The sequence below is a fragment of the Pseudomonas sp. GL_093 genome, assembly GCF_057837605.1.
The window spans coordinates 78090-100623 of the sequence record NZ_JBYQNN010000002.1; the positions used below are offsets into that span (position 1 = coordinate 78090).

Here is a 22534-nt window from a genome sequence, read left to right on the forward strand (position 1 = left end):
ACCGTTGATCCTGATTCAGAATTGGTTGTTCCATCGCCTAGATGGTTGAGGGATACGACTGAAAAATGCTGGTCGAACAACGAGATATTAAACAGCAGGATAATAAATGGCAAACAAAGATATATAAATGGCTAAGCTGTTTTGGTGTGCGCCGCCACTGCAAGGTCTCATTCTGCGTTGCGAGGTAGAAGACAAGCGGGTCTATGAAACCTGCCACAGCTGATCCAGGCGGGTGGTATAGCTCTGGCTCATCAACTCCCTGCGCATTGCCCACTCAGGTTCTGAAGGCACGCTGGCGATTCGCAATGTTCCTCGGCCCCACCGGCTGTTGATCTCATCAAGAACGCCCATGACCTTTTCGGTTGCTTCCGGTTGTGAGGTCGCAAACAGGTCATCGGTATACTCGCCTCGCTGACACAGGTTGAGTAAAAGCACTTCGGCTTTGCTGTAGTTGAATCCAGGTCGAAACAATTGGTCGAGAGCGCCAACTGCTGCTTTGGTCAGGAGGCGAATGTCATCAGTTGGGTAGGGCAACTCGACCAGCACACCATTGGCATACTTGGCTTCCTCAGGGTTAAACATTCCCGTTCGGATGCTGACCCGGATCTTCCGACACAGGGAGTGCTGAGCCCGAAGCTTCTCGGCCGCGCGCATCATGTAGGTGACCACCGCCTCTTTGATCGGGGACAGTTCCTTTAGCCGTTTCCCAAATGCGCGCGAGCAACAAATTTCTTGCTTAGCAGGCGCAGCGTCTTCCAGCTCCAGGCAAGAAGTGCCGCGAAGTTCGCGCGCGGTCTTTTCAACAACCACACTGAATTTCTTGCGCAGCATCCGAGGGTCTGCCTGCGCCAGATCCATGGCCGAGTTAATTTGAAGTTCTGCAAGATGAGCCTTCATTCTGCGACCGATGCCCCAGACCTCAGCGACGTCGGTGTTGCGTAGTACCCAGTCGCGCTTGAAATCGTCACAGATGTTCACCACCCCACCTGTTTGCCCTTGAAGACGCTTGGCAGTGTGGTTCGCAAGCTTTGCGAGAGTCTTTGTCTTCGCAATGCCCACGCCTACGGGTATTCCGGTGCAGCGAAAGATTGTGGATCTAATACGGCGGCCGAAGGCGTCCAAGTCACCCGGTATACCGGTTAAATCGGCAAAAGCCTCATCAATGCTATAAACCTCACAGGCTGGAACCATAGATTCGATCAACAGCATGACGCGCTCACTGAGATCGCCGTAAAGCGCGTAGTTACTTGAAAAAGCAACTATCCCGTGCCGCCGTAACTCGTTTTTGATCTGGAAGTATGGCGCTCCCATTTTCACATACGGTTTCGCGTCATAGCTGCGCGCAATCACACAGGAATCGTTGTTGCTAAGGACAACAATAGGAGTCTTGGCCAGGTCGGGGCGGAACACGCGCTCACAGCTGGCGTAGAACGAATTCGCATCAATGAGGCCAAATACTGGCTCGGGCTTAAGCATGGCTACGCACGCTAAAGGTAACGACTCCCCAAGTTGTGTATTCGTCGCCTTCGAGAATGTACCGCGCGGGGAAATCGGTATTTTCTGGCATCAGTATGATGCTTGATTCGCGCAATAGTAGGCGCTTGCAAGTCGGCTCTTGATTGACGCAGCCAATAACGATGTGCCCGTGTTTCGGTTCTATTGACCGATCTACGACCGCGAGGTCACCGTCAAAGATGCCTGCGCCCTCCATGCTCCTACCACCGATCCGCACAAGGTAGATATGTGGTGCTCGGATGTTCAGCAGCTCATCCAGAGAAATCTTCTGTTCGATGTGATCTGCGGCGGGCGAAGGGAAGCCAGCTGGTACCTTGTGGGAAAAAAGAGGTAGCTTGATCCCGGCTTCTGCCAGCGGGCCAAGAATGGTGACGCTCATGATTAGTGCCTTAGGCGGTGCTGTACGAATATACAGTAAACTCACGCTTTCCCGGCCGGTCAATCGCTGGCACGAAATTTCGACGAGTGACCATCGCCCATCGGGGGGTTAGCGGTTATGGCAGGCTTAGAATAAATATCCCCGACAGCAATTAAGATTGCACAAAATTATCTATATGGATAATCTCGTTGAGGGGTTTGGTTTGGTTCGGCAGTACCACTTGCCGAGTTTGTTGAGCGACAACAATGAGCGCGCTGAAAAATGCGTCGATTAGGGAGCAATCGACTGTTGTCACTCCAAGACCGATTTGTTGAGAGAGCGTCGAGCCCCCCGTTAATCCAATCATGGACATCCACCAGTCAGGGACACATCTAGATTGAAAATGAAGCCCATTATTATTGCGCTCCTGGTATCAGTGGCGGCCAGCAATGCAGCGGCCGAAGATTGGTTCAAATCCTTACATGATGAGTTTCGAAAGGACATGGGGCCTATGACGTTTGCATTCGTACCTGGGTACAAAGTGTCAGTCGATGGCCGCAATGCATTTCCCATTTACGGCTACGGTATTTGCCCGAAACCGGTGACCGCAAAGGTGTTCGTGTTGGGAGGTGGGTTCGATTATCCAGGAATGGGGCGGCTTGGCTGCGTTGTTGTTGAGCCGGGCACAAAGCAAGTTCTTGTGCGGCGTGTTCAAGATGGTCAGGCGGTCGTAGAGCATTGGAGGGTTGAGATTAGTGACGAAACCCTTCGTCTCTGGACTCCTGACGATAAGCCCGTCCTTGGTGCTGCGCAGGAATAGGTTCCGGAACAAGCAAGCAGGCAAACACAAACAAATTTGAGGAACCAGCGATGGCTGAGATGACTGACCCGCATGATGGACTGCTCAGTTTTCAGGAGGCACTACGTGGTGGGCGGATCGCCCCCATCGCGTGTGAGCTGCATCCGGATCTCTATGTGTTGAAAGATTACAATGTAGACGGGGCTCGACTCACTTACGCGCTGATCGAGATGGGCGTCGTTAAGGCGACTGCCGTCTATGTGCTGTCGCAGCCTATCGACGACGTTCAATGCTTTGCGCTTGGGTACGCTGTGGCCAAGCCGTTTCGTAATAAAGGCCTGGCAAATGTTGTGCTAGAGAAAAGCGTATCGGAGCTCCGGCACGGCTTGAGGAAGAAACTCCAAAGGTTCTACGTCGAGGCGATAGTTGGGGTGTCCAATATTCCCTCGCAGCGTGTGGCGGAACGGTTTCTGTCTGCAAGCCCAAGGCCTACAACCGACAACATTTCCGGTCAACCCGCGTTTGCATACTGTCGCTTGTTCGATTGATCCAGCATGCAAGCTCTACGAAGCAACTCCAGATTGTGTCTTGTTGTGCTTTAAGGACTTATGACCCACACTTCTACACACAGCATTTGGCATTGGTTTAGTCACTGTAGGGCTCGTACCGCAAAGTCTTCACCCCTACAGAAACGCTGTGACCCTGCCCTCATCGGGCGGGGTTTTTTATGCCTATCGAAATGGTTGGATGAAAAAGCACGACATTGAACAGTGACTGGCAATGAAATAATCCGTTGTTAGAAATTATCTCTGGGTATAATATTCGTCGAGTTTATTAGATATCAATCCCTGCCATTTTGGCGGTTAAACCTAAAAAACACTGGATGGAGTCACAAATGGCCCTTGAGGTTTTCGGTCTGCTCGACCAGGACGGTTGCAATAACTGCGGCAGCTACATCTTTACCGGCAGTGCTGCGGATATCAGGCGTTTAGCCAAACCCTTGCAGGAATACTTTGCGAAGAACAAACGCAAGAAGAAGGTTGAATTGCTGGCTGGAAAATTCCTACAAGCATCGCAACTTCCGCAGCCTCTCGTGCGAATCGATAAACCCGACGGCGTGATCTTCATGGATGTGCTGTGTGAGCTGGCGGAAGGGAAGGCGGCATCGAATGCAAATGCCAAGCTCTACGCCCGCCTGGCTGAAATTGTGTGCGTCTACTGACGATTGATTTCAACTGCGCCCGGCCTCGCCGGTAGTTGCTATTGGTCGGGAGCAAAGTCCGTCTAATTTTCTTTCATGCCAGGCTCGCGTCAAACATAACCAGATGAGGCGGTATTGGAGAGTAGGCACAGCCCCCTATGGCGGGTGACAGTTCCATTCGTGTCTGCGCCTGCTCTGCCAATGCAGCTTCTGAGTAAGGAATTCACATGAGTAACGATTCAGTAATCACCCACTACAACCGCCCGCCGCCGAGTACCATCCTGAATCAGCTGGTGGACATGGCTGCGGAGCATCTCACTTCAATCGGTACCCTCGCCGTACCGCCAAGCAACGAGCTGTACTCGCTTCACCAAACAGCGCTTGGACTTGAAGTCGGCCAATACCTGTCGTCCATGGGGTATTCACCGCAAAGGCGCTCTGAGGTGATTGTGGCCACCGAGCCGGGCAAGCCTGGCCACGCACTGGCGTTCCTCCTTTACCAGCCTCTGGAAGGCGTGGCAGATGCCTGCGGTGTTTCCTACATGGCCGTTCGCGCCAGCCACAGGAACAACGGTATTGGCCGGTTGATGATTCAAGAAATGCTTGCCCGCTATCCCCACGCCGAGCTCAGCTGCTTTGTGGAGAAGGTGCCGGTCTACGAAGCTCTCGGATTTCAGGTAGTGGGTCATCGGGAGACCCAAGTCCGAATGAACACTCGCAGCTACAGCGCTGATGGTGTCATGGCGGTTCTGGATGTTAGGGCGATTTACCAAATGCCACCAGTGTTGGCAATTCAGCAGCAACTGCTCCAGAAGTACGGTCGAAAAGCGATGTTGAGCGCCGAGAAAAAGTTGGAGCGCCAGGCACAGCAAATCAATCGAAAAGCCGTCGCTTTCGTGAGCGAGCGTCTCGGTGTTAAAGCGGGCGAATAGCGGAAATTGGGAGAACAGGCGTAACGGCGGGGTACCAGAGAGAGGCCCAGCCTGAGCCTCTCATTTAACGACCACGCCTTAAGAGCAGGTTCGGGGGGTCTGACGGTGGCGCGAGACTGTATCAGCCTGCAAAGAGCTCCGGCGAGGTTTGGGAGCGGGGCTTGCCGTCCGATAACGCTCCAAACTGCATCAGCTTGTGCATTCCAAGCTCGCCAGTGACAACAAATCCCGCGCTGAGAAAGTAACTCTCGTCTTTACAATCAAGCTTGATCATTGAATAGCTGCATGCAAGTGCGCTGATCATCTTGCCGAGTAGCCCTCGTTGGCGATACTCCTTGTGAACGACCACAAATCGGATTTCACAGGCTTTGCGGCTTTCAAGGAGCTGCTCTGCAAGAAGGAACCCAGCGACCCGGCCTGTACGAGCGACTTGAGCCAGGATCAACGTGAGGGGTGGGATCTCAGTCCCCGCTTGGACGTGATGCTGTAGAGCGCCAAGGTGGTTGGAAAGCTCCAGATCCCATGCACTCTTGGCCTTCTCCAACTGTTCCTGCGGCGCATCAGCTATGTCGACGCGATAGGCGTCGACATAGTTGGCCAAACCCAGATCGAGGATCTGTTCGAGCTGCTCATCGCTGAGTGATTCGTGCACCTGGGCGACCAGCAGATCCGGACGGCTACCCACGTGCTTTAGCCACCTGCTCCAAGGCCTCAATCATGGGGCGCAAAGTCTTCGCGTCAGCTCCAATGAACGTCAACGACTGGATGTTAGATGGGGCGAAGAATCGCCATCCAGACTGAACGACTTCTTGAGCCTGGCTGATGCGTACAGGTAAATCACCGACAAGCTTTGACCACATCCCCAGCTCCCGCGACTTCATGGTTTCGAGGTCCTCCCCTTTGATCCGTGCGAGATTGCGCAGGGGCTCCACCAGGTTGAGAAGGATGATGTCCTTCGCCTTTGCCTTGATGTAAGCAAGCCCTTCAAGCGTGGCCACCGGCTCATCCTTTGTTGGCCAGCCCAGACCATCACCATGGTGACGATTAGAGGTTTCAAAGTAGATGTCCGCCTCTTTTTTCGTCATCGGCCGGGGCCGGGTCACTACGTTGTTACCTCGATCAGCCCGAACCTTGAGCACTGAGAAAACGTCAGCTCCGATAGCTCCCATCAGTCGCTGTTTCAGCTCGACGAGAGATCGGTGATCTGCTTCAAGGCTGTCCAGTTGCAAGATGAGATTGGGGAGCACGGCCTGAAGTTCGCGGATCGAAGCTATTCGCCGGATACGCACAAGTGCCTGGTCGACTCGGCGGCGTTCCTTCGTGAATTCGATACCGAAGTGCTTCTTCCCGCAATGACCACCGATGTTGGTTTCTTGGCCATCGCTGGTGGTGATCAGGTAGCCATGAAGGTGCGGAGTGCGACATGACGCGATACCGCAAGGAGCACTATCAGAAAAATCAGTCGGACAAATCACGCTGCCGAATCGACGGCTGGCTTTGGGGTGGAAGTGAAGCGATGGGGCGTACAGTGGCCGCGCGAGGAGCTCATCGTAAGATCGAATCAAGGGGATTTCTTGGCCCAATTGCTGTGTCCTTCTGCATGGATAACCTTGGATTTGATGGTGGCAGAATAACTCCTTTTTGATGGCGCTGTATGCATACACAGTCCTGCCTGAGTATTGATCTGGCGATTGAGCTCTGGCACCCTAACGGCGGTCATTGCAGTGGCCTGTCACCCGTTATCGCAAAATGCCTCCGGCATACTGCTGTTCAACACACTTTCTCGCGTCTAGCACTTTCGAGGCCTGACGTGGGCGGTAAACGGGTGACGCTCGCTATGAGGCCAGAGAGAGCTGCTATGACTTCTTCGATTCAGTCCCCCCGCACCCTCAATGGGGTTAAACACCGCGCATCCCTGCTTGAAAAAACTGAAGGCTGCACTCGAACTCAGGCCCTGAGCCTTGCATCGCAACAGGCAGGTCTCGCTAACTGGAACGCTGCGCGTAAGGTACTCCCTGAGTCGATGCCGGTGGTCTGCATCGAGGCCAGGTGGATAGACCGCGCCAATGGACAGCAAGGTACCGAGACTCTCACCTACCCATTTACCAGGCACGTGGGCGAGATGTTCGCGCCTCGCAAAGCTGGCCCCCGGTTGGCCATGTTCTACCTTGCGGGCCCAGACCTACTCATGACCAAGGAATTCTCATCGAGTCAGGCCATGGCCAGAGGATTGGCCGTTGAGGCCTTACGGGCGTTAATGTTCATGGAAGTGACGGGATTGAAGCCTGTGAACAAGGCCGGTCCTGCCTACCCACGGAAAAGGCAGACGTACCTCGGCAGAACTTACTACGAGACGCAGGCGATACCTGGCCAGGATCATGTGAGTGTCTGGTACGACCCTAAATCGAAAGGGTACGTGATCGCCGATGAACCGTATGTTCATGACGTCGACCACCGCCGCGCAGTTGAGCGTGCCAATTGGTGCCAGTCGAACGAATACCTGATGGTTAAGCCTGCTTGGAGAGGGATGTACAACCCCGATGGCGGAGCGCGAATTCATCTTTTCACCCGTAGTACCAGCAAGATCGATCTAGGTGACCTTTCGCAACGCCTTGAGCAGCTCCCTGACGATTTCGGTCATGAGGAATGGAAGGGCGCTTCGACTGTACGGGAATACCCGAGCTTGCTGCGGAAGACCCTTAGTACGAGTGGCGCGAATGCGTAGTTGAATATCTAAGGGCTCGACGTGTCAGTCGAGCCCCATCCGAATGGAGAGGGAATATGGCTGATGAGTTGAGCTTCACGCGTCCGACGATCTTGGCTGGCGCTGTCCTGCTTGAACGGATGACACAGGCAAAATTTGATCAGATGGTTCAAAGGCTCAGCTTGAATAGCCTCGTGCCATTTGGCGACGGCATCAGCGTTGCCAAAAAGGTGGTTCAGCTGAGCCACCAGGTGCTGCTGAACCCAGATCAGCGAGTGCTCACCAAGGACGGATTGGTAACGGTTGCAGAGGCCTTAGTGCGTGAAGCCGTTGCATTGATGTATGACGGCGTAACAGATCCCACCCAAGAGAACCTGCGGCGGAGCTTGGCGAGAGACGGTTTCGTGGTTTCATGGGATGCCGGGGAGTGCGCCCAAGGTTCTCCCCCATGGCTAAGACGATCACTGCCAGCGAGTGTGGATCTCCCGGATAGCGATGATGAGTTGCATCGCTTGCTCAAACATTACGGCATGCAGGTAGCACTCGCTCATCTGGATCAAGCCATCGACTGCCATACGCGCGGCGATTGGGCTGCCGCGAATGCCCAATTTAGGACATTCATGGAGCAGCTGATCAATAGCATCACCGCAGCAGGATTTTCAGCACAAGATGCCCCCTCGCACACGTTGAACAACCGAATCCAACTACTCGGGAAAGAGGGGTTTCTGTCTGAGGTGAGGGGAGAGTGGGGTGCAGATGGAAAGGGGTACATCCAAGGGTTGTTTCGCATGCTTCACAGCGACGGATCGCATCCGGGCATCTCGGACGAAGAGCATTCAACCTTCAAGCTTCATCTCACACTGGTTACGGCAAGAACGTTATTGCGAAGGTTACAAATGGGGCGGGTTTAAAGCACCGATGGTAAGGATATTTCTGGAAAGATCGGGAAATATACTTCATTATGTTGCGGTCGAAATCTGCCCTTAATTGGTGTGCGCAGATAAAGGGTACCGGGGTTCCGGCCAACGATTTTGGAGTCGAGACATGAGTAACGCTGCGAAAACGGATCTTCAAGGTCAAGTCATTGCTTGCCCCCAATGCGAGAACGCTCAGCATTTTACAGTTACTACATCACGGATTACGGATGATCAGTGCGTAGCCTTTCTAGTATGTGAATGCGGATACGATTCTACCCACGATATGGAGGTTGTTCGGAGGAAGGTTCCGTGGGATGCGAGCGAGGAGGAAAAAGCTGCTGAAGCGGCCGTTTCGTGGAATCGAGGTATCGATATCGATTTAACCGCCGAGGAGCTTGAAGAGTGGAGTCTGGTCTCGGGTTGTAAACGATTGGCTAAAATCTATCCGGAAAAATCACCATTTTGGAAGGTTTGGCGCGCAGCTGCGATTACCTCTCAGCCTGTGTACAACGCCCAGATGCCTGGTATGACGCCTGGTAAAGTTGTCAGTAGATGGGGAAATACCTCTTCTAGAGGCTTCCTGAACGTATCTGTAAACGATGATGGTTCGCTACTGGTTTCAGAGCCCGAAGAGCCTATGACCGACGAAGAGATTGAAGAGTGGGCGATACAAATGACGGAGCTCTTCAAGGACTCACCCACATTGTGGCCGATGTGGCGGAATGCGTTGGTTGCTGCCTACCCTGCATTCAGAAACGCGAGTCCCTTCAATAAATTTCATACCTTGGCGAGTCGTTGGGCATTTGCGGCTAGGGGCGGATATCTGAAGGTCGAAATCAATTCTGAGAGTGGTCTAAGCGTCATTGTGGACGTGCCATGATCGCCGTCCGAGATTACAGCGTGGCACAGGCCGAAATGGAGCGCAGATATGAAAGACAATGATGACCTGATGGCGAGTATTGATGCGTTGTTCATTTACGAGGAAGAGAAGAAGACGGTCCCGCTATCTGTAGAGTTGGTCTCGCAACTCGCCGACCGGAAGGACAAAGGTTTTGATTGGCTGCTTGCTGAATCAAAGAAGCTGGCGAAGGCGATCAGATTGGAAATCGCTGTTGAGCTCGCGATTTTCACATTCAAGGACGGCAGTCAGCTGGCGCTTTTGCAAACCGGCGAATGCTACGCCGTGGCATCGAGTTCTGATTTCTGTAACTCGAAAATAGTCGACTGGCTGCTTGAACGCGGAATCGGGCTCAAGCCGAAAAGTTGAACCGGGAAGAAACTTTGTTAGGGGCCGCGACTAGCAGGCCCCGAACAATCATGGCTGCGCCCGGATGCTCAGCCCCTCAGGGCTCAAGAACAACGAGTCGTTTATTGAGAGCAGCGTTCCGCCATCGTCCCATTGCTGGATACTGAGTAGTGTGGAATAGCCGGTTTCATGCGGGAGCTTTTCCACATGATGGATGGGGAGCAGCTCGGAGCTTCCATTGAGCTGTAGATGAAAAAGCGGTTTTCCTTTCACCAGCCCGGTACCGCGCTCGACCTTGCCTAACTCACGTTCGATGAGTTGAAGCTGGTTTATTCCTTCGTCACTCAAACCACTGTTAGCCAGGTTGCCCAGGAACAGCAACGAATTGAGCATCCAATAGTCAGATGAGACAGAACTCGCCCAGTCATGGTCGTACGGCTTTTTCAGTGCGTGCTTATACGACTCCAGATGGCCATAGGCAGTTTCGACAATCGTTTGATCCAGGTGCGGGAGTGACTGTTCGCCACCCAGATCCGCGCTCTTCAATTCCTTCACCTGGTGATCAATGTTGTGAAGCTCCGCGACAGCATCCTTCGCCGTGCTTTCCGGGGCGTCGTCTAAGCGCATGAATACTTTGGTCGTGCAAGATGCCAGTGTCGTGGTTCGTCCAAGCAATAAGTCAATAAAGCGCTGACCTTCTTCACCATGCATCAGGACATACGCTTTCTCGATTTCCTCGGGGATTACTACTTCGAGGCCAAGTGCTCTTGAGTGGTGGAAGCTGAGAACCATAGGTTCCATCGCTTTCAAGGCTGCGACCGCCCTCTGAGCATCAGGGGTGATTTTATAGAATTCATTCATTGGCTATTCCTGTGATGTATTTGATCCTGGCCCTTGAGCATATTTCATAATCAACACTATCTTTTAGATCCGAGTAACAGCGGCAGAATCTCTGCTGCTCTGGCCTTGATGTGGGCATGTATGAGGTCGCCAGCTTCGCTTGGGCCGGGGTTGACCTCTATACAAATCCCACCATTCGCACGAGCCTTCTGTAGCGGCCGCTTGATGTAAGCGAAGGAGAAGGTCGTCCCGACACTCAGTACGACATCAAATTGTCCGCATGAAATTCTGGCCAGCGTATTCTGAACAGCTTCCGGAATCATCTCGTTGTACAAAACCACGGATGGCCGGATCTGCCCATCGCATGCTGTGCAAGAAGAAGGTGTTTCACCGGCGCTGAGATGCTCGGGCCAGGTGCTTATTGCACCGCACGACATACAAGACACCTCGCGAACATTTCCATGAACTTCAAGAACGCGGTTGGTTGGGCTACCCGCCTTAAGGTGCAACCCGTCTATATTTTGGGTCATCAGCCAGCAGTTAGGGTGCTGGCGCTGATACTCGGCAATCGCGAGATGCCCAGCGTTAGGAAGCGCAACGCGACTTGCCTGCTCAATCGCCGAGAGATGCTGCCAAACTACCACCGGGCGTTGATGTAGCATTATTCCCGATATTGGGCTGGCCGCTGGTGTAACACCGTTGTACATCCCGCCAGTACCCCGATATGTGGGGAGACCCGAGTCGGCAGAAATACCAGCCCCGGTGATAATCAGCACCGACTTCGCCTGCTTCAAAGTTCTGATGGCGAAATCCAATTGCGTGCCTTCGGCGATGCTGTCTAAAATTTCTGGACGGGGCATAGAAGCAACGGTATCAATCGGCGGGGTAGACGCCTCGGCCTCGCGCCGGAAGGCGTCAGAATGCGACCTGCGTCCTCGTATGATCCAGTTGACACCCACAAGGATTGCCAGAAGTGCAAGCAACCAGGCAAATTCGCTGATGGACGAGGATGACGTTGCCTGGGTGTAAACGGCGGCCTCCTGCTGTGGGATATGTTCAATCATCATGCTTCCGCTGTGGTAATAGGTGTGCTTTTACTGACCCAACCACGCGTATTACGGCGAGGTTTGGTTTGTACCTGGGCGGAGTTTTCCGTGATTAGTTGGCCAGCTCGTTGCCAATAGCAGCAACGCGTTTGTGAAAGTCGTCCGTAGCCGAGAATCGCGTAGCAACGCGGTTCGCCAAAGCCGATAGGCGTTCGCGTCGGGAACGGCCGACCCCAACAAAAACGTCAATCAGCTCCGGAAGCTCGCGGGTGTCGAAGGCGATTCTCATGCCATCGGCCAGAACGGTGCTAACGATGTAAGTCATGTCAATTTCTGCTTTCAACACTGTCCCTACCAACACGGTTTCACCGCTTGCCAGCACAGCAGGGGCTTGAGGTCCTGCACGGTATTCGCTCGCCATTTTCTGCATGCTATTTTCCGTTAACGGTTTGTCTTAGGTGCAATGGCACCCAGAACGAGCGAATGCTCGGCTTTGGACACATCCATGCTTTCAGTACGACCGTCCTGCCATCGCACGTCGATATTCAACTCGGGGGAAGTGGGTGCGCTGTATTCGCGCAACGCGGCGGTGCCAGCTTCTTCGACTGCGAGTAGTGCAGCACGTCCTTCAGAACTCATCCCGCTGCCACTCATGTGACCGAACTCCAGCAACGCATAGAGTTGCGCATGGTCGCGGCGGTAATCGTCCCGTGCATCGTCGTCGGTCGTGCCCGCCTTGATCTGTGCATAGAAGGCCTTCACAGCTCCCAAATGCTCGCGGGCGCGCTCTATGATGGTTTGCTCAAGCTGGGTCATGCCGGTAGCGGCCTCGGCCGTGCCATCTGAGTTGATATAGAAACCCGGCTCCTGGAGAAAACTCAAATTTGGAGTAGTCCCCTTTTCGGTGATAACGGTAATCGACGCTCGCTGCCCTGGCAGTTGCCCAACCGGCACTACGTGCAGGCGCATTTCCACGCCTTTTGGTAACTTCCATCCCAGAGCCTGTAGCTGTTCCCGCAGTTCTTCATTCAACACTGTCATTGCGCTTCTCCTGCTCGATCTGGGGGAGCAAAAAGCGTCCCTCTCCTGCGACCTCGGCCCAGCGGTTTAGGGCTGGGCTTGGGCGTTACCCGTTCTATTCCTAGAATCGTGTGCATTCGACGCCTTCGGCTTCGCAAGCCGCCTTGTGCACCCAACGGGCAAGCTGTCCACCTACGCGTACACACTCCAAATGTGCCTGCGTGAAGCTGCCCATATCGGTGATGATGTTGTAGCGGTCTACATTGCTACTTGCCGTCCTGTATTTTTCCAGCTCCACCATGCCTTCGGCACAGAGAGTCAGCGTCAGTCCTGTCGCTGGTGCGCTGGCCGATTCTGCGAGGATCAACAGAGCCGCCTTGCGCGCCTGCTCAATAGGAGGCAACGCCGCAATCGTCGGATCAAGTTGAACTCGCTCCAATGCGTCGATAAGAGCTTGCTGTGGGGATATGGTCATAATGTCGATCCAAAAGTTCGCGGACACGAAAAGGGCGTCCTTCTACTGACTTAACGTGGCTCGATCCACACCTGACTACTCATCGTCGGCCTTTTGGTCGGGCCGACTAGATAAGCGTTCTGAGTGATGATCCCATCCACCGTGTAACGGTTACCTTTCACGGTGTAACGGGCAGTATTTGGCCCCTCACCGATGAACAGCACGGGCGTATAGTTCTCTGGGGGAGGCTGCTCAAACTCGATTACGGTATTGGCCCCTTCCACAAATGCGCGCGCTGGCGTCCATTCCGGCTCAGGGAACCTGCCGTTCACGTATATCAGGTAAGTCGGGGTTCCTTTCTGAGTCTCTACCAAAGCCGTAGCCGGGGGTATAGAAGCGGCAGGGCGAACGTACAGCGCCTGAATGGCCGCGCCTGCTGGTACACCTGCAATCAAACCCAAAAGAAGCCCTGTTGTTAGTCGGTTCATGCGAATTTCCTAGACGAACAGCGTCTGTTTGAAGAAGCCGCGAGGCAGGCGATTCCGACCAGGGAGTTTGCGCAAACGCATGACCCAAAAATGCTTGGCCTTGCCCCGAGGCTCAGGTGCGGTATCGGACAAACCCAACGCTACTTCGCCTGGCAGAATCCGAATCACGTCCATGCCAAGAGAAACCAACTCAGGCGCAATGCGGTACTTCATCCTGCCAATGGTTTCAACGCGGCCACGGTCGTTAACGATCCCGCCACCATTCTTACGGAGTTGATCTTTGAGCTTGTCGAAAAACTCGGTCTTACCTTTTGCGATTTGGGGTCCCATCGTCGGCTTTATCCGTCTGTTTCGCGGACACAAAAATAAGCGTCCTTCTACGTCCTCGGCCCCGGTTTTTAGGCCGGGGCTTGAGTGTGTCTGGTGCGATTGCCTAGTCGATTACAGGCGTCGGTGCGAGCACGACAAAAACACCCAATAGCGCACCACCAATAGCAGCAAAAGGGACAGGCGTAGCACCCAGCATTCCAAGGTCAAGCCGTCCACCCGTTGGGGTTGGGATCGAGCCAAGGTGAGGGAAAAAACTCAGGCCATAGCAGATGGCTACAAATAGCAATGCTCCCCAAAGCGCTGCTAAATACACCGAGGACTTCTTGGGGCTTGGAAAAACGAATTTCATGGGGATTTCCTACCTAGGGGATGTAGTGAACTTCAAGCGCCAAATCCTGGTACTCGGACGGATCGATCAGGTCGCACTCGCGCAGCGCGGCGAGAAGTCCCAGTGCGATCCCTTGCTTTTGCACGTACATGGAGGAGGGCACCTGATCCAGCTCCGCAGCGGCCCGGCGAAAAGCAACCAAGATGCGGTCTTTCATTTGTGGGAAAAAATCGCTGATTTTCTGGTCGACAGTCTTCACGCCGGTTCCAACTTTCTTTGTATCTACCATTCCAACATCCTCTAATTTATGGAGTAGACGCCCACGATGGTAGCGGGCAGATGGGTCAGCTTTTCCGCGTTACTTCGGCTGCGAGGTCTGGGTTGCTACCAGCTGCGCCGGCACACCAGATGTAGTGTCTCGGTATTTCCGTTCTATTCGAACTTGCCAACCTGAGCCTCGACCGAAGCGAGGAATTCGCTCACGTGCTGAGGGTCATCGGACACCTCACCGACGAAGATCTGTTCCGGCGACAGGTGCATGGTTGCGTGCAAAACTTGCTCCGCTGTTGGCACTTCACCTTCTTTGAGGAAGACGGTCGTGCTGACATTAGCCAAGATGGCGTCCATGGTGGCTTGCGGGATGGGCTGGGCGCCTTCTGGCAGAAAGCTTTTCCCTTTGCCGGAGCCTGCATTTTCTGCAAATTTCAAGGACACTTCTTCGCCCGTCGAGGTTTTCGTTTTGATCGTATTCAAGATCGCTTCCTTGTTCTTGGGCGCGAAAATCACGCCTCTCCTACGGACTCGGCCCAGCGGTTTGACGGCTGGGCTTGTGGTGTACCTGGGCGTGACTTTTCTATGATTCGAACGCTGCTTCAGCTTCGATGGCTAAAACGTCGTCGTCGGTAAATATTCCGAGGTCTTTAAGCTCGCTGAGTCGGCCTTCAAGAAGCCCTTCGTTGTATGCAATCGAAACCTCATCGCGCGACTGCTTCATGCGCTCGATGAGCTTCCGCAGCTCCTGCAACTTTCTGTCGCGAATCGCACTATCGGCAGAACAGATATTCATGGATTTTTTCCTAGACCTGTTCGGGCCACAGGCTCCCTTAACTCGCGGCCTTCACCGCTGGAGTCGTCAATTTGACCGCTACGTGGTGCCCTTGCGGTGTTAGTTGCACGTACTGCGTAGGCCGGTAGAAGCGCTCCCACACGCGCTGATTAACCAGTCCCTTCCTCTCCAAGGCAGCGGCAGTGCCCCGACTGATCCCAAACCCGAACTGGCCACGGTGATACCAATTGTCGTTGTTGCCGCATGACCTGGCGACTGCAAGTGCCTCGACCAAAACTGAGGTCTGCTGTGCGGACAACTTCGGCGTGTGCAACTCAACAAGTGACATGGGATTTTCCTGCTTGTTTATGCTGGTTGTTCAACCGACAAATCGAGGTCATCACCTTCGGTGCCAGAAGGCGTTAATGAGACAGACAGGCCGTTTTCAAGCACGAATTTAATGGTGCAATGGTCGGTGAATTCGACAGCGGTGATTCGTTTGCCTTTGAGGAATTCAGTTACCTCGTTCTGTGATGAGTATCTTCCGTCGGAAGAGTCCCAACCATTAGGGAAACTTGCGCTCGCCTTCTGCACATCGAATGGCAAAAACTCAGGTGCTTCCGTTAGCGTAGTCATCGCTTCTATTCCTTCCAGCACTAGATGTTCTGTTTGGTCAGCTGTAGGCGACACCAGATGTAGTGTCGCGGGATTTTCCCTTGAACAGTTGAACGTTTTACGAGGCCGAGTCGGCCGACAAAACCCAGTAGCCATAAACGCAGCGGTGAGCGAGTCGAACACTCCCGTCAGCTTCAATAACCTCAGTTTCCCGCGATGGGTCGAATGTGTCGTGGATCACCCCATCAACCACAGCCGCTGTATGTTTACTGAGCTTCACAACCAGCCTTCCCATCGGTAACTCGCCGTGCGAAAGGTGCGTGGTACATCCCTTGCCAACGTGCATCGTTGGCACCCAGGTAAACCCTAGGTCGCGCATGAAATCTCGAAACCATTTACGTCGGGTATGCACTCCGCGTCGCGCTGTCGCGCCCTTACTGCCGCGTTCGGCACCTACCCCTTTTGCGATGGCTGCATAAACCTCGGCATAGGGAAGGACGGCTGCAATCGCCACTGCGCGCACAACACAATCGTCAGCCTGACCACGAAAGCCTGCCTCGGATCGACCGCCGTCATCGAAGACGAATGGCAGACGTTGTTTTGGGTCGAGAGCAGTCATGGCCGATATTTTCCGTTGTGTCTGTGACTGTCGGCAACCGACTCGCTGAATCGGCTCTCGACAGGCCCCGCATAAAGCAGGGCTTGCGGGTTACTTCTGCTGCAAGTGATGGGTGAAGACGCCATTTTTCCCAGAAACGGCGATAAAATCCGGCTCCGAATGGAACGCGTGCTTGAGGGCTGCTTCCCAATCAGAAGTCAACCTGCCTTGGGTCGAGCCTTGATTCTTAGTTGCCGTGATGGTCTTGACTTGTCCATTTTTCAGTATGCGATCCAACAACTGCTCACCCATGCCCTGTGCTTTCAACAAAGCGCGAATTCGCTCTACAGGCGAATTCGCATGGAGCGTCACAATCACTTTGGCACCAGCCAGCACCATCGCGATGACCTCAAAGGTAGTGTGTGGATCTCTAAGATCATCCACCACGACTAGCGCCTCAGTAAGTTGACCGGAACTAAGGATGGATTCCGTTTCAGGGACATAGCGTGCGGCTACCATTTCGGGATAGAAAAACTCCTTAACCCCGGCGTGTAAAATAGCCATTGGGTTGGCTGCATCTGGCTGCGCGAGCAAATCATCAACGATTGTCCGCGTAGTCGATGTCTTGCCTTGCCCCGTAACACCCCAAACCACGATCAAAGCACCCAAGCTGCTGGACGGGGCCAGCATCTGCCGAATACGGATGTCTGACACTTCGTGTGCAAAACTTGGGTCAACCTCCGGCGTGCTTGAGACCTTGAAGGACGCACAGGCCGCGTCCCAAGTAGGGAAGTTTTCTTCCTTTGCTACAAGCTCAAGAGCTTGGGAGTGGGTCACAGAGACGTGGAGCATACCTTCCACTGCGTTGCGCAGATTTTTAGCTCGGATCTTAAGAGTTTCTGAAGTCATTTTGCTGGTTTCCAATGTGAGCCAGGTGGACGCATAGCGTTGTCGGAGTCCTCGTTCTCGATGCCTGGCAATGGTTGCCAACAAGCTTCGTCTACTCCCACATTCACCGTACCGTACCGTTTCCGGCGAGGACGACAGGCTGTGGGCTGCCTTGTTGAAATGCTATTTGGGATGGCATCACCATGCCGAATGGCACTAACTCTTCTTCAACGACCATCACCCGCCCATGGATTGTTTTCCTCTCATTCCGTTTTGATGACTACCTTCGAACCAGCGCCAGTGATGATTGGACTGTTCGCGCCATGCGTTGAGATATTGTTGGATGACGGCGCGCAATCGGTGCTTTGCCCCGACGCGTAGGTCTTCCCATCAATGACTACGACACTGTTTTCACCAACCACGATTGGCGAGTTTGGCCCGGTGGTTACGCAGTTGTGCGCACCCGCCGTCCCCGGCACCGGACCCGTTGCGGTCTGCTTAACAGCTGTACCATCGGCCACTGGAATGCCGCCGCCCTGGCTAAGCTCGACAGGGTGGCTCGACCTTGCCGCCATGACGTCGGTACCTGCATCAATACCCCAAACAAGCAGACCAATAACGATCAAACCGCCGAAAATCCTGGCTCTGGCTTCCAGAGTGGAGCGTGGTATTTCCGTGGCTCCGGGTGGCAGTGTGTTCATGAGTATTTCCCCCCAAATTGGCGTTAGCTCAGCAATGGTGTTCCACAGCAGCCAATTGATGGCCGCACCAAACGAGAAAACCGCAGCGATGATCAGTACGCAAAGCAGACCTGGATGCCGCCGTTTAGCGCGGGCTTTGCCGAAAAGCCAAAGAAAAAGTACGGACACTGGCAGCATAAAAATACCGTGACGCAGTGGCTCCCCATGGCCCTGCGCATTCATTACCGTCGTTGCGGTAAGGCCGACGCAAAGGACAACTGCAAGTAGTCCTGATACAGCGCTCATTTTGATACTTTCTGTGTTCACCGATACTTTCCCTTAATTCGCGACCTGAACCGCAAGGGTCAATTTTTTGCAGTCTTGGCCAGCTCTCCAGCAAGCGTAGGCAGGCGAACTGCGCTCGGCCCTGGTACTGAACCCCGTACCCATCGAAATGCCGTCAAATCCGTTCCAGAAGGCCAACGCGAGACCGCTTGCGCGGTGAGGCTGGCCGGAATCGGTGAACAGACCTCGATGACCGCTGTGGTAGGCATCCACCATTGCTGCGTACTGATCGCGTAGCGGCTTACTGCGGAATCTGTTCACAGTCTTTCCTATTCTTCCAGGCCGGTCAGCGATACACCGGACTCGGCGCGCAACAGTCGCAGCATTTCCTTTTCGTACTCGTCCAGTTCGGAGCAATCGCAATTTGCCAAACCGGCGTTTATCAGCAGGTCAGCAGCAACGCGGGGCTCGTCGTGAAGACGAATGATCGAGGCGGCGGAGTAAAGAACTCCGTGATGGAACTGGGTCAGCTTTGCCATGTGATTTTCCTTGAACGCCCGGCGAACCGGGCAATGATTGCTAGTCTTCGACCACTTGGCCGTCTTCATCGACGGTTACCCATACCAGCTGGGCGGTGTCAAAACGACTGCCGTAGTAGTCGCGAGCCTGCTGCTCGGTGAAATTCATACCTTGCAGATTCATAAGCATTTTCTGGTTCATCGTCGCGTTCCTATAGGTGGTTCAGCCTTCGATAGGATCAATTCTAGTTCCGTTAAACGGAACAGTCAAAGCCTTTTTTACGCCAGTCCGCTTTAATATTTCACCCCATGACTCGACCCGATATTCCGGGCCTTCCTTAACGATTACGGTGCCAAACTCGGCGTTCAGCGCCTGCACGTAGTCGTCAATCTTGCCCTTGCTAAGTCCGGTCAAGGCCGCAACGCTGGTTGCCGTAGGGCGCTCCAGGCGGTCAATGGCCGCGAGCGTCACCAACAACCGTCCGGCGTGCCCTTTGGGGTACTGAGGAACACCGTTTTCATTCACATCAAACGCTGACATACATACTCCATTAGTACCAATAAACGGAACTATAAAGCCACCTCGAAAGCCAGTCGAATGATTTCTTGATTTACAGTCAAGTATGGCTTGCTGTGGTCGAGATAGGCCTGCCCGAGAATGGTCTGCACTGTCTCAACATCGCCGGTTGCTGCAAGTACCTTCGCTGCGAGCGAGCGCCTGCCGCTGTGGGATGAACCGTGTTTGATACCGGCCTGCCGGTAGAGCCTGCTGATTGTCTGCTGCAATGCGTCACAGGCCCGGCACACCTCTGACCCGCTGTCCAACTGGCGGTGCTTGAACGCGAGTTCAAAGGCTTGCCCCTTGTGTTCATGACCAGCTTTGAACCTGGGCGAAACCCTCGGTATTCATCCTCGCCGGAAAGCCCCCAAAGGCGCCGATGACGCACCCCAAACCACGCATCGAGCGCGGCAAGACATTTAGCATGGGTCAGATAGATATTTCTCGGCCTGCAACCCTTTGTGATGTCCGCACGCAAGTACACCTCGGGCTTGATGGCACCGCTGGGGTACAGCACGTCCGCGACCTCCAGCAAGGCCAGCTCGTTGACGCGAATGCCTGTGGTATGAGTTAGCCACAACAAGGCCACATCGCGTTCTGGCAGACGGCCAGTTACGGATGCAACGCGGATCAGGTGTTTGAGTTGTCCAGGGCGTAGCGAAGCGGCACGGCGGGGAGTCATACAGGCTCTCTGTCAGGATTGCACGGGAAACGTGCTGGATCTGGATAGAGTGGCCAACGGGCCTCCTGAATAGCTTACAGGCAAGCCCGCTGTGGTGTTCACGGAAAGTCGTAAACATAAACCGGGGCAGCGAGCGGCTATCAGCCGTTGGGATGCTCCGCTTGGTAAATCAGCGCCTCGACTAGTTTGGCCAAGTTGTGCGCCTTTTCTTCCAAGGTGATCAGGGCCTGCTGAGTACGCTCGTGCATCTGGTCGGCGTCCTTATGGTCTCCGCGCAGGAACGCTGCATCGGCCGATTGTGACGACAAGACCACGAACGCGGCGGCAATTTGCCAAGCCTCCAAAGCGGGTTTGAGCTTATCTGCATCGATCATGGTCATGGCGGCGTCCTCGACCTTCAACGGGTGGGGATTCAAGTTTAGTACGCCTCAGGGGCCTCGCAGACCACAAGCCCAAAGGTCACGGAAAATCAGGCTGGCCGCAGCTACTACATCCGAGGCGTAGGCCGGTCGCATCTATTACCAACGGCCGCCGCAGTAATTTCGGTCGATGCTACCTTGGTGCTGTCGCATTTATTTCGGGAGCCGACACCTCTCAAACTAAATCATCGCGGGTTCTTTGCGACTGACAAGTAGATCGCTAAAGCTGTCCGCATATTGCGTCAGTTCGTCTTGCTGCGCTCCTCCTTCCTCGACCTCGTACGCCAGGTGGCATACAAAGCTCTCGATGTCACAGACTGCATTTGCGATGTCAGCGGGTGTCTTGGCTTGAATCAGCCGCTCCGCCAGCACTGATGCTTCAACACACCGAGCCTCTGCGCCATTCAGCGAAGCTGGTTGGACTGATGTATGCGGGTGCTGGTTGTCTTGCTGATATACGGGCATGGTCTTTACCGGGCGAGGAGAGCGCTTTAGATCGAGGGTGCAATTAGCTCGTTAAGGACAGCTTTCGCTTTGTACTGGCTGCGCTCACCGATCAGTGACCGCCATAGAGATGTGCCTGTGTCTTCATAAGGATCTCCAAAGTCTGGTGCTGGATAAACCCGTATGCCTTCAGGGCGCTCATCTGTGAGAGCCATGATGATGTCCGAAACATCTTTGCGTGTGAGGTAGCCCTTGGCGTTATGGGATCGTATCAGCGCCTGGCTGTCAGCCGAGAGTGTTGGATATTCCTTCGCCACAATGGCATAGCCACCGGCTGTAGCCTCTTGCGCCATCACCCACGCCGACGTTGTGGGCGGTATCACAAAGAGACAGAGACCGAGGACGCAAATCCATGCGAGTGCTTGGGGAATTCGTTGCGTGAGTTTTGATTTGGTCATAGCAATGTTTGCCATAATTACAAAAGGGCTGTTGTGGGTGCAGCTGCGGCTTCAGACAGCCTATGGCTTCGTAAGGCGAGTTTTTCAGCGTAGTCAGCCCCTGTGCAGGTAGTTTCGAGCAGAAGCACCTCTTGCAGCGTTACTGCGCGGTTTCCAGAGCCGTGGATGAGGGCGAGGAGCGACTCGCACATGCTGACGACGTACACAGGGGAGTTGAAGTCAGGGTGCCGAGATTGGCTGTGTGGAATGCTCCGGCGCTTTTCCAGAGCATCGGTAATGACTTTCAGAAAGTGCTCTTGCCCATGTGACGTTATGGCTCTCTCTTCGCCCTCGCGGATAAGTAGGTCGATGACCCCAAGATGCGCTGGGCCGACGTCAAGGATTGTGACCTTTGATGCTTCGTTCATTGCTCAATACCTACTTTCTTGTGGGGAGCGTGAAATGGGGAGTACCTGGCAACTTGTCGCTCAGGGCAGGACCTCACCTGTAGCGCTACTGGCCGAGGCGTTTGAAAGTCAGAACGAAGCCTCTGTCGGCGAATGTCCAGGCTTTCGTTATGGAGTTTCCCGGCGCTACCAGCTCGTTGAATTCAAGCTGGTTTGCGACAGCTTCCGCATTGGCCAGTCGCACTGACTGATTAATGCGACCAGATAATTGAAGTGTCCCACCGGTATCCGACCTAGTTGATCAGCAGATGAGACTCTACGGATTCCAGTGAGGCGCTGCGAGCCTCAGTCAATTGTTGCCGAACCAGCTGAACAGCTGGTGTTGACGAAGCAGGAAAGCCGCACACGGTATGGGCCTCATCATCGAAGGCTGCGCGCTCTTCCCAGGTCAGCACCCCCAAAGATTCGAGTTCGTGGACGCGACCTTTGAAAATACCCAAGCGATACAACTTGGTCTTTTCGCTTTGCGTTCCTAGCCTGGCGAGATCTGCCTTCAGTTCAGTAATTTTGAGTTGCTTGATTTGCTCACCGGTTGTTGCACTGTCCATGCCGTGGTCTCTTTTATCGTTGCTTTGGGTGTGAATTTCGGATTGGTCTAAGAGGACTGAAGCTGCATGATTTTGCAAAATCAGCCAGTCAAAGGTCATAACTGCACTGCTGAAAAAATCAGAGACGTCACCGGCCGGGAATCCCCTCTCTCCGATACGTCCCAAACGCCC

General features: G+C 54.1%; 35 protein-coding genes and 1 pseudogene. 8 read left to right on the plus strand and 28 right to left on the minus strand.

The features are described from left to right. Positions 1-201: 201 nt before the first annotated feature. Complete coding sequence (gene umuC / locus AC3IUE_RS33060) at positions 202-1476, minus strand: translesion error-prone DNA polymerase V subunit UmuC (protein ID WP_489269568.1); 1275 nt, start codon at positions 1474-1476, stop codon at positions 202-204. Continuing rightward, positions 1469-1894 carry a LexA family protein gene (locus tag AC3IUE_RS33065; protein ID WP_489269570.1) on the minus strand — a complete coding sequence of 142 codons (426 nt, stop codon included), beginning with the start codon at positions 1892-1894 and terminating at the stop codon, positions 1469-1471. The genes umuC and AC3IUE_RS33065 overlap by 8 nt, the downstream gene beginning before the upstream one ends. Positions 1895-2276: 382 nt before the next feature. On the opposite strand from AC3IUE_RS33065, the gene AC3IUE_RS33070 reads away from it, so the two are divergent. The 4 genes from AC3IUE_RS33070 to AC3IUE_RS33085 all read left to right on the plus strand — a co-directional run bounded on the left by AC3IUE_RS33070 (position 2277) and on the right by AC3IUE_RS33085 (position 4805). After that, the gene (locus AC3IUE_RS33070; RefSeq protein WP_489269572.1) at positions 2277-2693 is read left to right on the plus strand and encodes a hypothetical protein; all 417 of its coding nucleotides are present in this window, start codon (positions 2277-2279) and stop codon (positions 2691-2693) included. Between the two features lie 50 nt (positions 2694-2743). Next, positions 2744-3220 carry a GNAT family N-acetyltransferase gene (locus AC3IUE_RS33075; protein ID WP_489269574.1) on the plus strand — a complete coding sequence of 159 codons (477 nt, stop codon included), beginning with the start codon at positions 2744-2746 and terminating at the stop codon, positions 3218-3220. Positions 3221-3567: 347 nt separating this feature from the next. Further along, the gene (locus AC3IUE_RS33080) at positions 3568-3894 is read left to right on the plus strand and encodes a hypothetical protein (protein WP_489269576.1); all 327 of its coding nucleotides are present in this window, start codon (positions 3568-3570) and stop codon (positions 3892-3894) included. A 206-nt stretch (positions 3895-4100) separates the two neighbouring features. Beyond that, positions 4101-4805 (plus strand): GNAT family N-acetyltransferase, encoded by a 705-nt coding sequence (locus AC3IUE_RS33085; protein WP_489269578.1) that lies wholly within the window; start codon positions 4101-4103, stop codon positions 4803-4805. Positions 4806-4926: 121 nt separating this feature from the next. Here AC3IUE_RS33085 and AC3IUE_RS33090 read toward each other — a convergent pair whose 3' ends face one another. Both AC3IUE_RS33090 and AC3IUE_RS33095 read right to left on the minus strand, forming a co-directional pair. Continuing rightward, on the minus strand, positions 4927-5490 hold the full coding sequence (locus AC3IUE_RS33090) for a GNAT family N-acetyltransferase (protein ID WP_489269580.1): 564 nt from the start codon (positions 5488-5490) through the stop codon (positions 4927-4929). Continuing rightward, the gene (locus AC3IUE_RS33095; RefSeq protein ID WP_489269582.1) at positions 5483-6388 is read right to left on the minus strand and encodes a hypothetical protein; all 906 of its coding nucleotides are present in this window, start codon (positions 6386-6388) and stop codon (positions 5483-5485) included. Before AC3IUE_RS33095 ends, AC3IUE_RS33090 begins: the two co-directional genes overlap by 8 nt. Positions 6389-6663: 275 nt before the next feature. On the opposite strand from AC3IUE_RS33095, the gene AC3IUE_RS33100 reads away from it, so the two are divergent. The 4 genes from AC3IUE_RS33100 (at position 6664) to AC3IUE_RS33115 (ending at position 9693) form a co-directional block, all read left to right on the plus strand. Beyond that, positions 6664-7530, plus strand: a complete 867-nt coding sequence (locus tag AC3IUE_RS33100) for a hypothetical protein (RefSeq protein WP_489269584.1) — start codon at positions 6664-6666, stop codon at positions 7528-7530. Positions 7531-7586: 56 nt separating this feature from the next. Continuing rightward, complete coding sequence (locus AC3IUE_RS33105; protein ID WP_489269586.1) at positions 7587-8420, plus strand: hypothetical protein; 834 nt, start codon at positions 7587-7589, stop codon at positions 8418-8420. Between the two features lie 133 nt (positions 8421-8553). Next, positions 8554-9306, plus strand: a complete 753-nt coding sequence (locus AC3IUE_RS33110; RefSeq protein WP_489269588.1) for a hypothetical protein — start codon at positions 8554-8556, stop codon at positions 9304-9306. A 48-nt stretch (positions 9307-9354) separates the two neighbouring features. Next, positions 9355-9693: a hypothetical protein gene (locus AC3IUE_RS33115; protein ID WP_489269590.1), complete on the plus strand. Its 339-nt coding sequence runs from the start codon at positions 9355-9357 to the stop codon at positions 9691-9693. 48 nt (positions 9694-9741) lie between these two features. On the opposite strand, the gene AC3IUE_RS33120 is transcribed toward AC3IUE_RS33115, so the two are convergent. From AC3IUE_RS33120 to AC3IUE_RS33235, 24 genes and pseudogenes are all read right to left on the minus strand, one after another. Further along, entirely contained in the window at positions 9742-10533 is a 792-nt protein-coding gene (locus AC3IUE_RS33120; RefSeq protein ID WP_489269592.1) for a hypothetical protein, read from the minus strand. A gap of 56 nt (positions 10534-10589) precedes the next feature. Continuing rightward, on the minus strand, positions 10590-11579 hold the full coding sequence (locus AC3IUE_RS33125) for an SIR2 family NAD-dependent protein deacylase (RefSeq protein ID WP_489269594.1): 990 nt from the start codon (positions 11577-11579) through the stop codon (positions 10590-10592). A gap of 91 nt (positions 11580-11670) precedes the next feature. Then, entirely contained in the window at positions 11671-11988 is a 318-nt protein-coding gene (locus AC3IUE_RS33130; RefSeq protein WP_489269596.1) for a hypothetical protein, read from the minus strand. An 11-nt stretch (positions 11989-11999) separates the two neighbouring features. After that, positions 12000-12599 carry a hypothetical protein gene (locus tag AC3IUE_RS33135; RefSeq protein ID WP_489269598.1) on the minus strand — a complete coding sequence of 200 codons (600 nt, stop codon included), beginning with the start codon at positions 12597-12599 and terminating at the stop codon, positions 12000-12002. Positions 12600-12699: 100 nt separating this feature from the next. Beyond that, positions 12700-13080 carry a hypothetical protein gene (locus tag AC3IUE_RS33140; RefSeq protein ID WP_489269599.1) on the minus strand — a complete coding sequence of 127 codons (381 nt, stop codon included), beginning with the start codon at positions 13078-13080 and terminating at the stop codon, positions 12700-12702. A gap of 23 nt (positions 13081-13103) precedes the next feature. Next, positions 13104-13520, minus strand: a complete 417-nt coding sequence (locus AC3IUE_RS33145) for a hypothetical protein (protein ID WP_489269601.1) — start codon at positions 13518-13520, stop codon at positions 13104-13106. A 9-nt stretch (positions 13521-13529) separates the two neighbouring features. Beyond that, positions 13530-13850: a hypothetical protein gene (locus tag AC3IUE_RS33150; RefSeq protein ID WP_489269603.1), complete on the minus strand. Its 321-nt coding sequence runs from the start codon at positions 13848-13850 to the stop codon at positions 13530-13532. Between the two features lie 103 nt (positions 13851-13953). Further along, positions 13954-14199 (minus strand): hypothetical protein, encoded by a 246-nt coding sequence (locus AC3IUE_RS33155; RefSeq protein ID WP_489269604.1) that lies wholly within the window; start codon positions 14197-14199, stop codon positions 13954-13956. 13 nt (positions 14200-14212) lie between these two features. Next, positions 14213-14467 carry a hypothetical protein gene (locus tag AC3IUE_RS33160; protein ID WP_489269605.1) on the minus strand — a complete coding sequence of 85 codons (255 nt, stop codon included), beginning with the start codon at positions 14465-14467 and terminating at the stop codon, positions 14213-14215. A 143-nt stretch (positions 14468-14610) separates the two neighbouring features. After that, entirely contained in the window at positions 14611-14931 is a 321-nt protein-coding gene (locus AC3IUE_RS33165; protein ID WP_489269607.1) for a hypothetical protein, read from the minus strand. A 100-nt stretch (positions 14932-15031) separates the two neighbouring features. After that, complete coding sequence (locus AC3IUE_RS33170) at positions 15032-15244, minus strand: hypothetical protein (protein WP_489269609.1); 213 nt, start codon at positions 15242-15244, stop codon at positions 15032-15034. Positions 15245-15589: 345 nt separating this feature from the next. Beyond that, on the minus strand, positions 15590-15859 hold the full coding sequence (locus tag AC3IUE_RS33175; protein ID WP_489269611.1) for a hypothetical protein: 270 nt from the start codon (positions 15857-15859) through the stop codon (positions 15590-15592). Positions 15860-15956: 97 nt separating this feature from the next. Further along, positions 15957-16457, minus strand: a complete 501-nt coding sequence (locus tag AC3IUE_RS33180) for a hypothetical protein (RefSeq protein WP_489269613.1) — start codon at positions 16455-16457, stop codon at positions 15957-15959. Positions 16458-16547: 90 nt separating this feature from the next. Then, positions 16548-17345 carry a glyoxalase superfamily protein gene (locus AC3IUE_RS33185; RefSeq protein ID WP_489269615.1) on the minus strand — a complete coding sequence of 266 codons (798 nt, stop codon included), beginning with the start codon at positions 17343-17345 and terminating at the stop codon, positions 16548-16550. A gap of 242 nt (positions 17346-17587) precedes the next feature. Then, a complete protein-coding gene (locus AC3IUE_RS33190) occupies positions 17588-18331 on the minus strand; it encodes a hypothetical protein (protein WP_489269617.1) in 744 nt (247 codons plus the stop codon). Positions 18332-18618: 287 nt separating this feature from the next. Then, complete coding sequence (locus AC3IUE_RS33195; protein ID WP_489269619.1) at positions 18619-18828, minus strand: hypothetical protein; 210 nt, start codon at positions 18826-18828, stop codon at positions 18619-18621. Between the two features lie 40 nt (positions 18829-18868). Further along, a complete protein-coding gene (locus AC3IUE_RS33200) occupies positions 18869-18991 on the minus strand; it encodes a hypothetical protein (RefSeq protein WP_489269621.1) in 123 nt (40 codons plus the stop codon). 39 nt (positions 18992-19030) lie between these two features. Beyond that, complete coding sequence (locus AC3IUE_RS33205; RefSeq protein ID WP_489269623.1) at positions 19031-19348, minus strand: hypothetical protein; 318 nt, start codon at positions 19346-19348, stop codon at positions 19031-19033. A gap of 29 nt (positions 19349-19377) precedes the next feature. Continuing rightward, positions 19378-20048, minus strand: a pseudogene (locus tag AC3IUE_RS33210) (tyrosine-type recombinase/integrase). Positions 20049-20188: 140 nt separating this feature from the next. Further along, the gene (locus tag AC3IUE_RS33215; protein WP_489269625.1) at positions 20189-20428 is read right to left on the minus strand and encodes a hypothetical protein; all 240 of its coding nucleotides are present in this window, start codon (positions 20426-20428) and stop codon (positions 20189-20191) included. 219 nt (positions 20429-20647) lie between these two features. Continuing rightward, positions 20648-20932 (minus strand): hypothetical protein, encoded by a 285-nt coding sequence (locus AC3IUE_RS33220; RefSeq protein WP_489269626.1) that lies wholly within the window; start codon positions 20930-20932, stop codon positions 20648-20650. Positions 20933-20958: 26 nt separating this feature from the next. Then, on the minus strand, positions 20959-21369 hold the full coding sequence (locus tag AC3IUE_RS33225; RefSeq protein WP_489269628.1) for a hypothetical protein: 411 nt from the start codon (positions 21367-21369) through the stop codon (positions 20959-20961). Between the two features lie 17 nt (positions 21370-21386). After that, positions 21387-21776, minus strand: coding sequence for a hypothetical protein (locus AC3IUE_RS33230; protein WP_489269630.1), 390 nt, complete (start codon positions 21774-21776; stop codon positions 21387-21389). A 272-nt stretch (positions 21777-22048) separates the two neighbouring features. Beyond that, on the minus strand, positions 22049-22462 hold the full coding sequence (locus AC3IUE_RS33235) for a hypothetical protein (protein WP_489269632.1): 414 nt from the start codon (positions 22460-22462) through the stop codon (positions 22049-22051). Between the last annotated feature and the right edge of the window lie 72 nt (positions 22463-22534).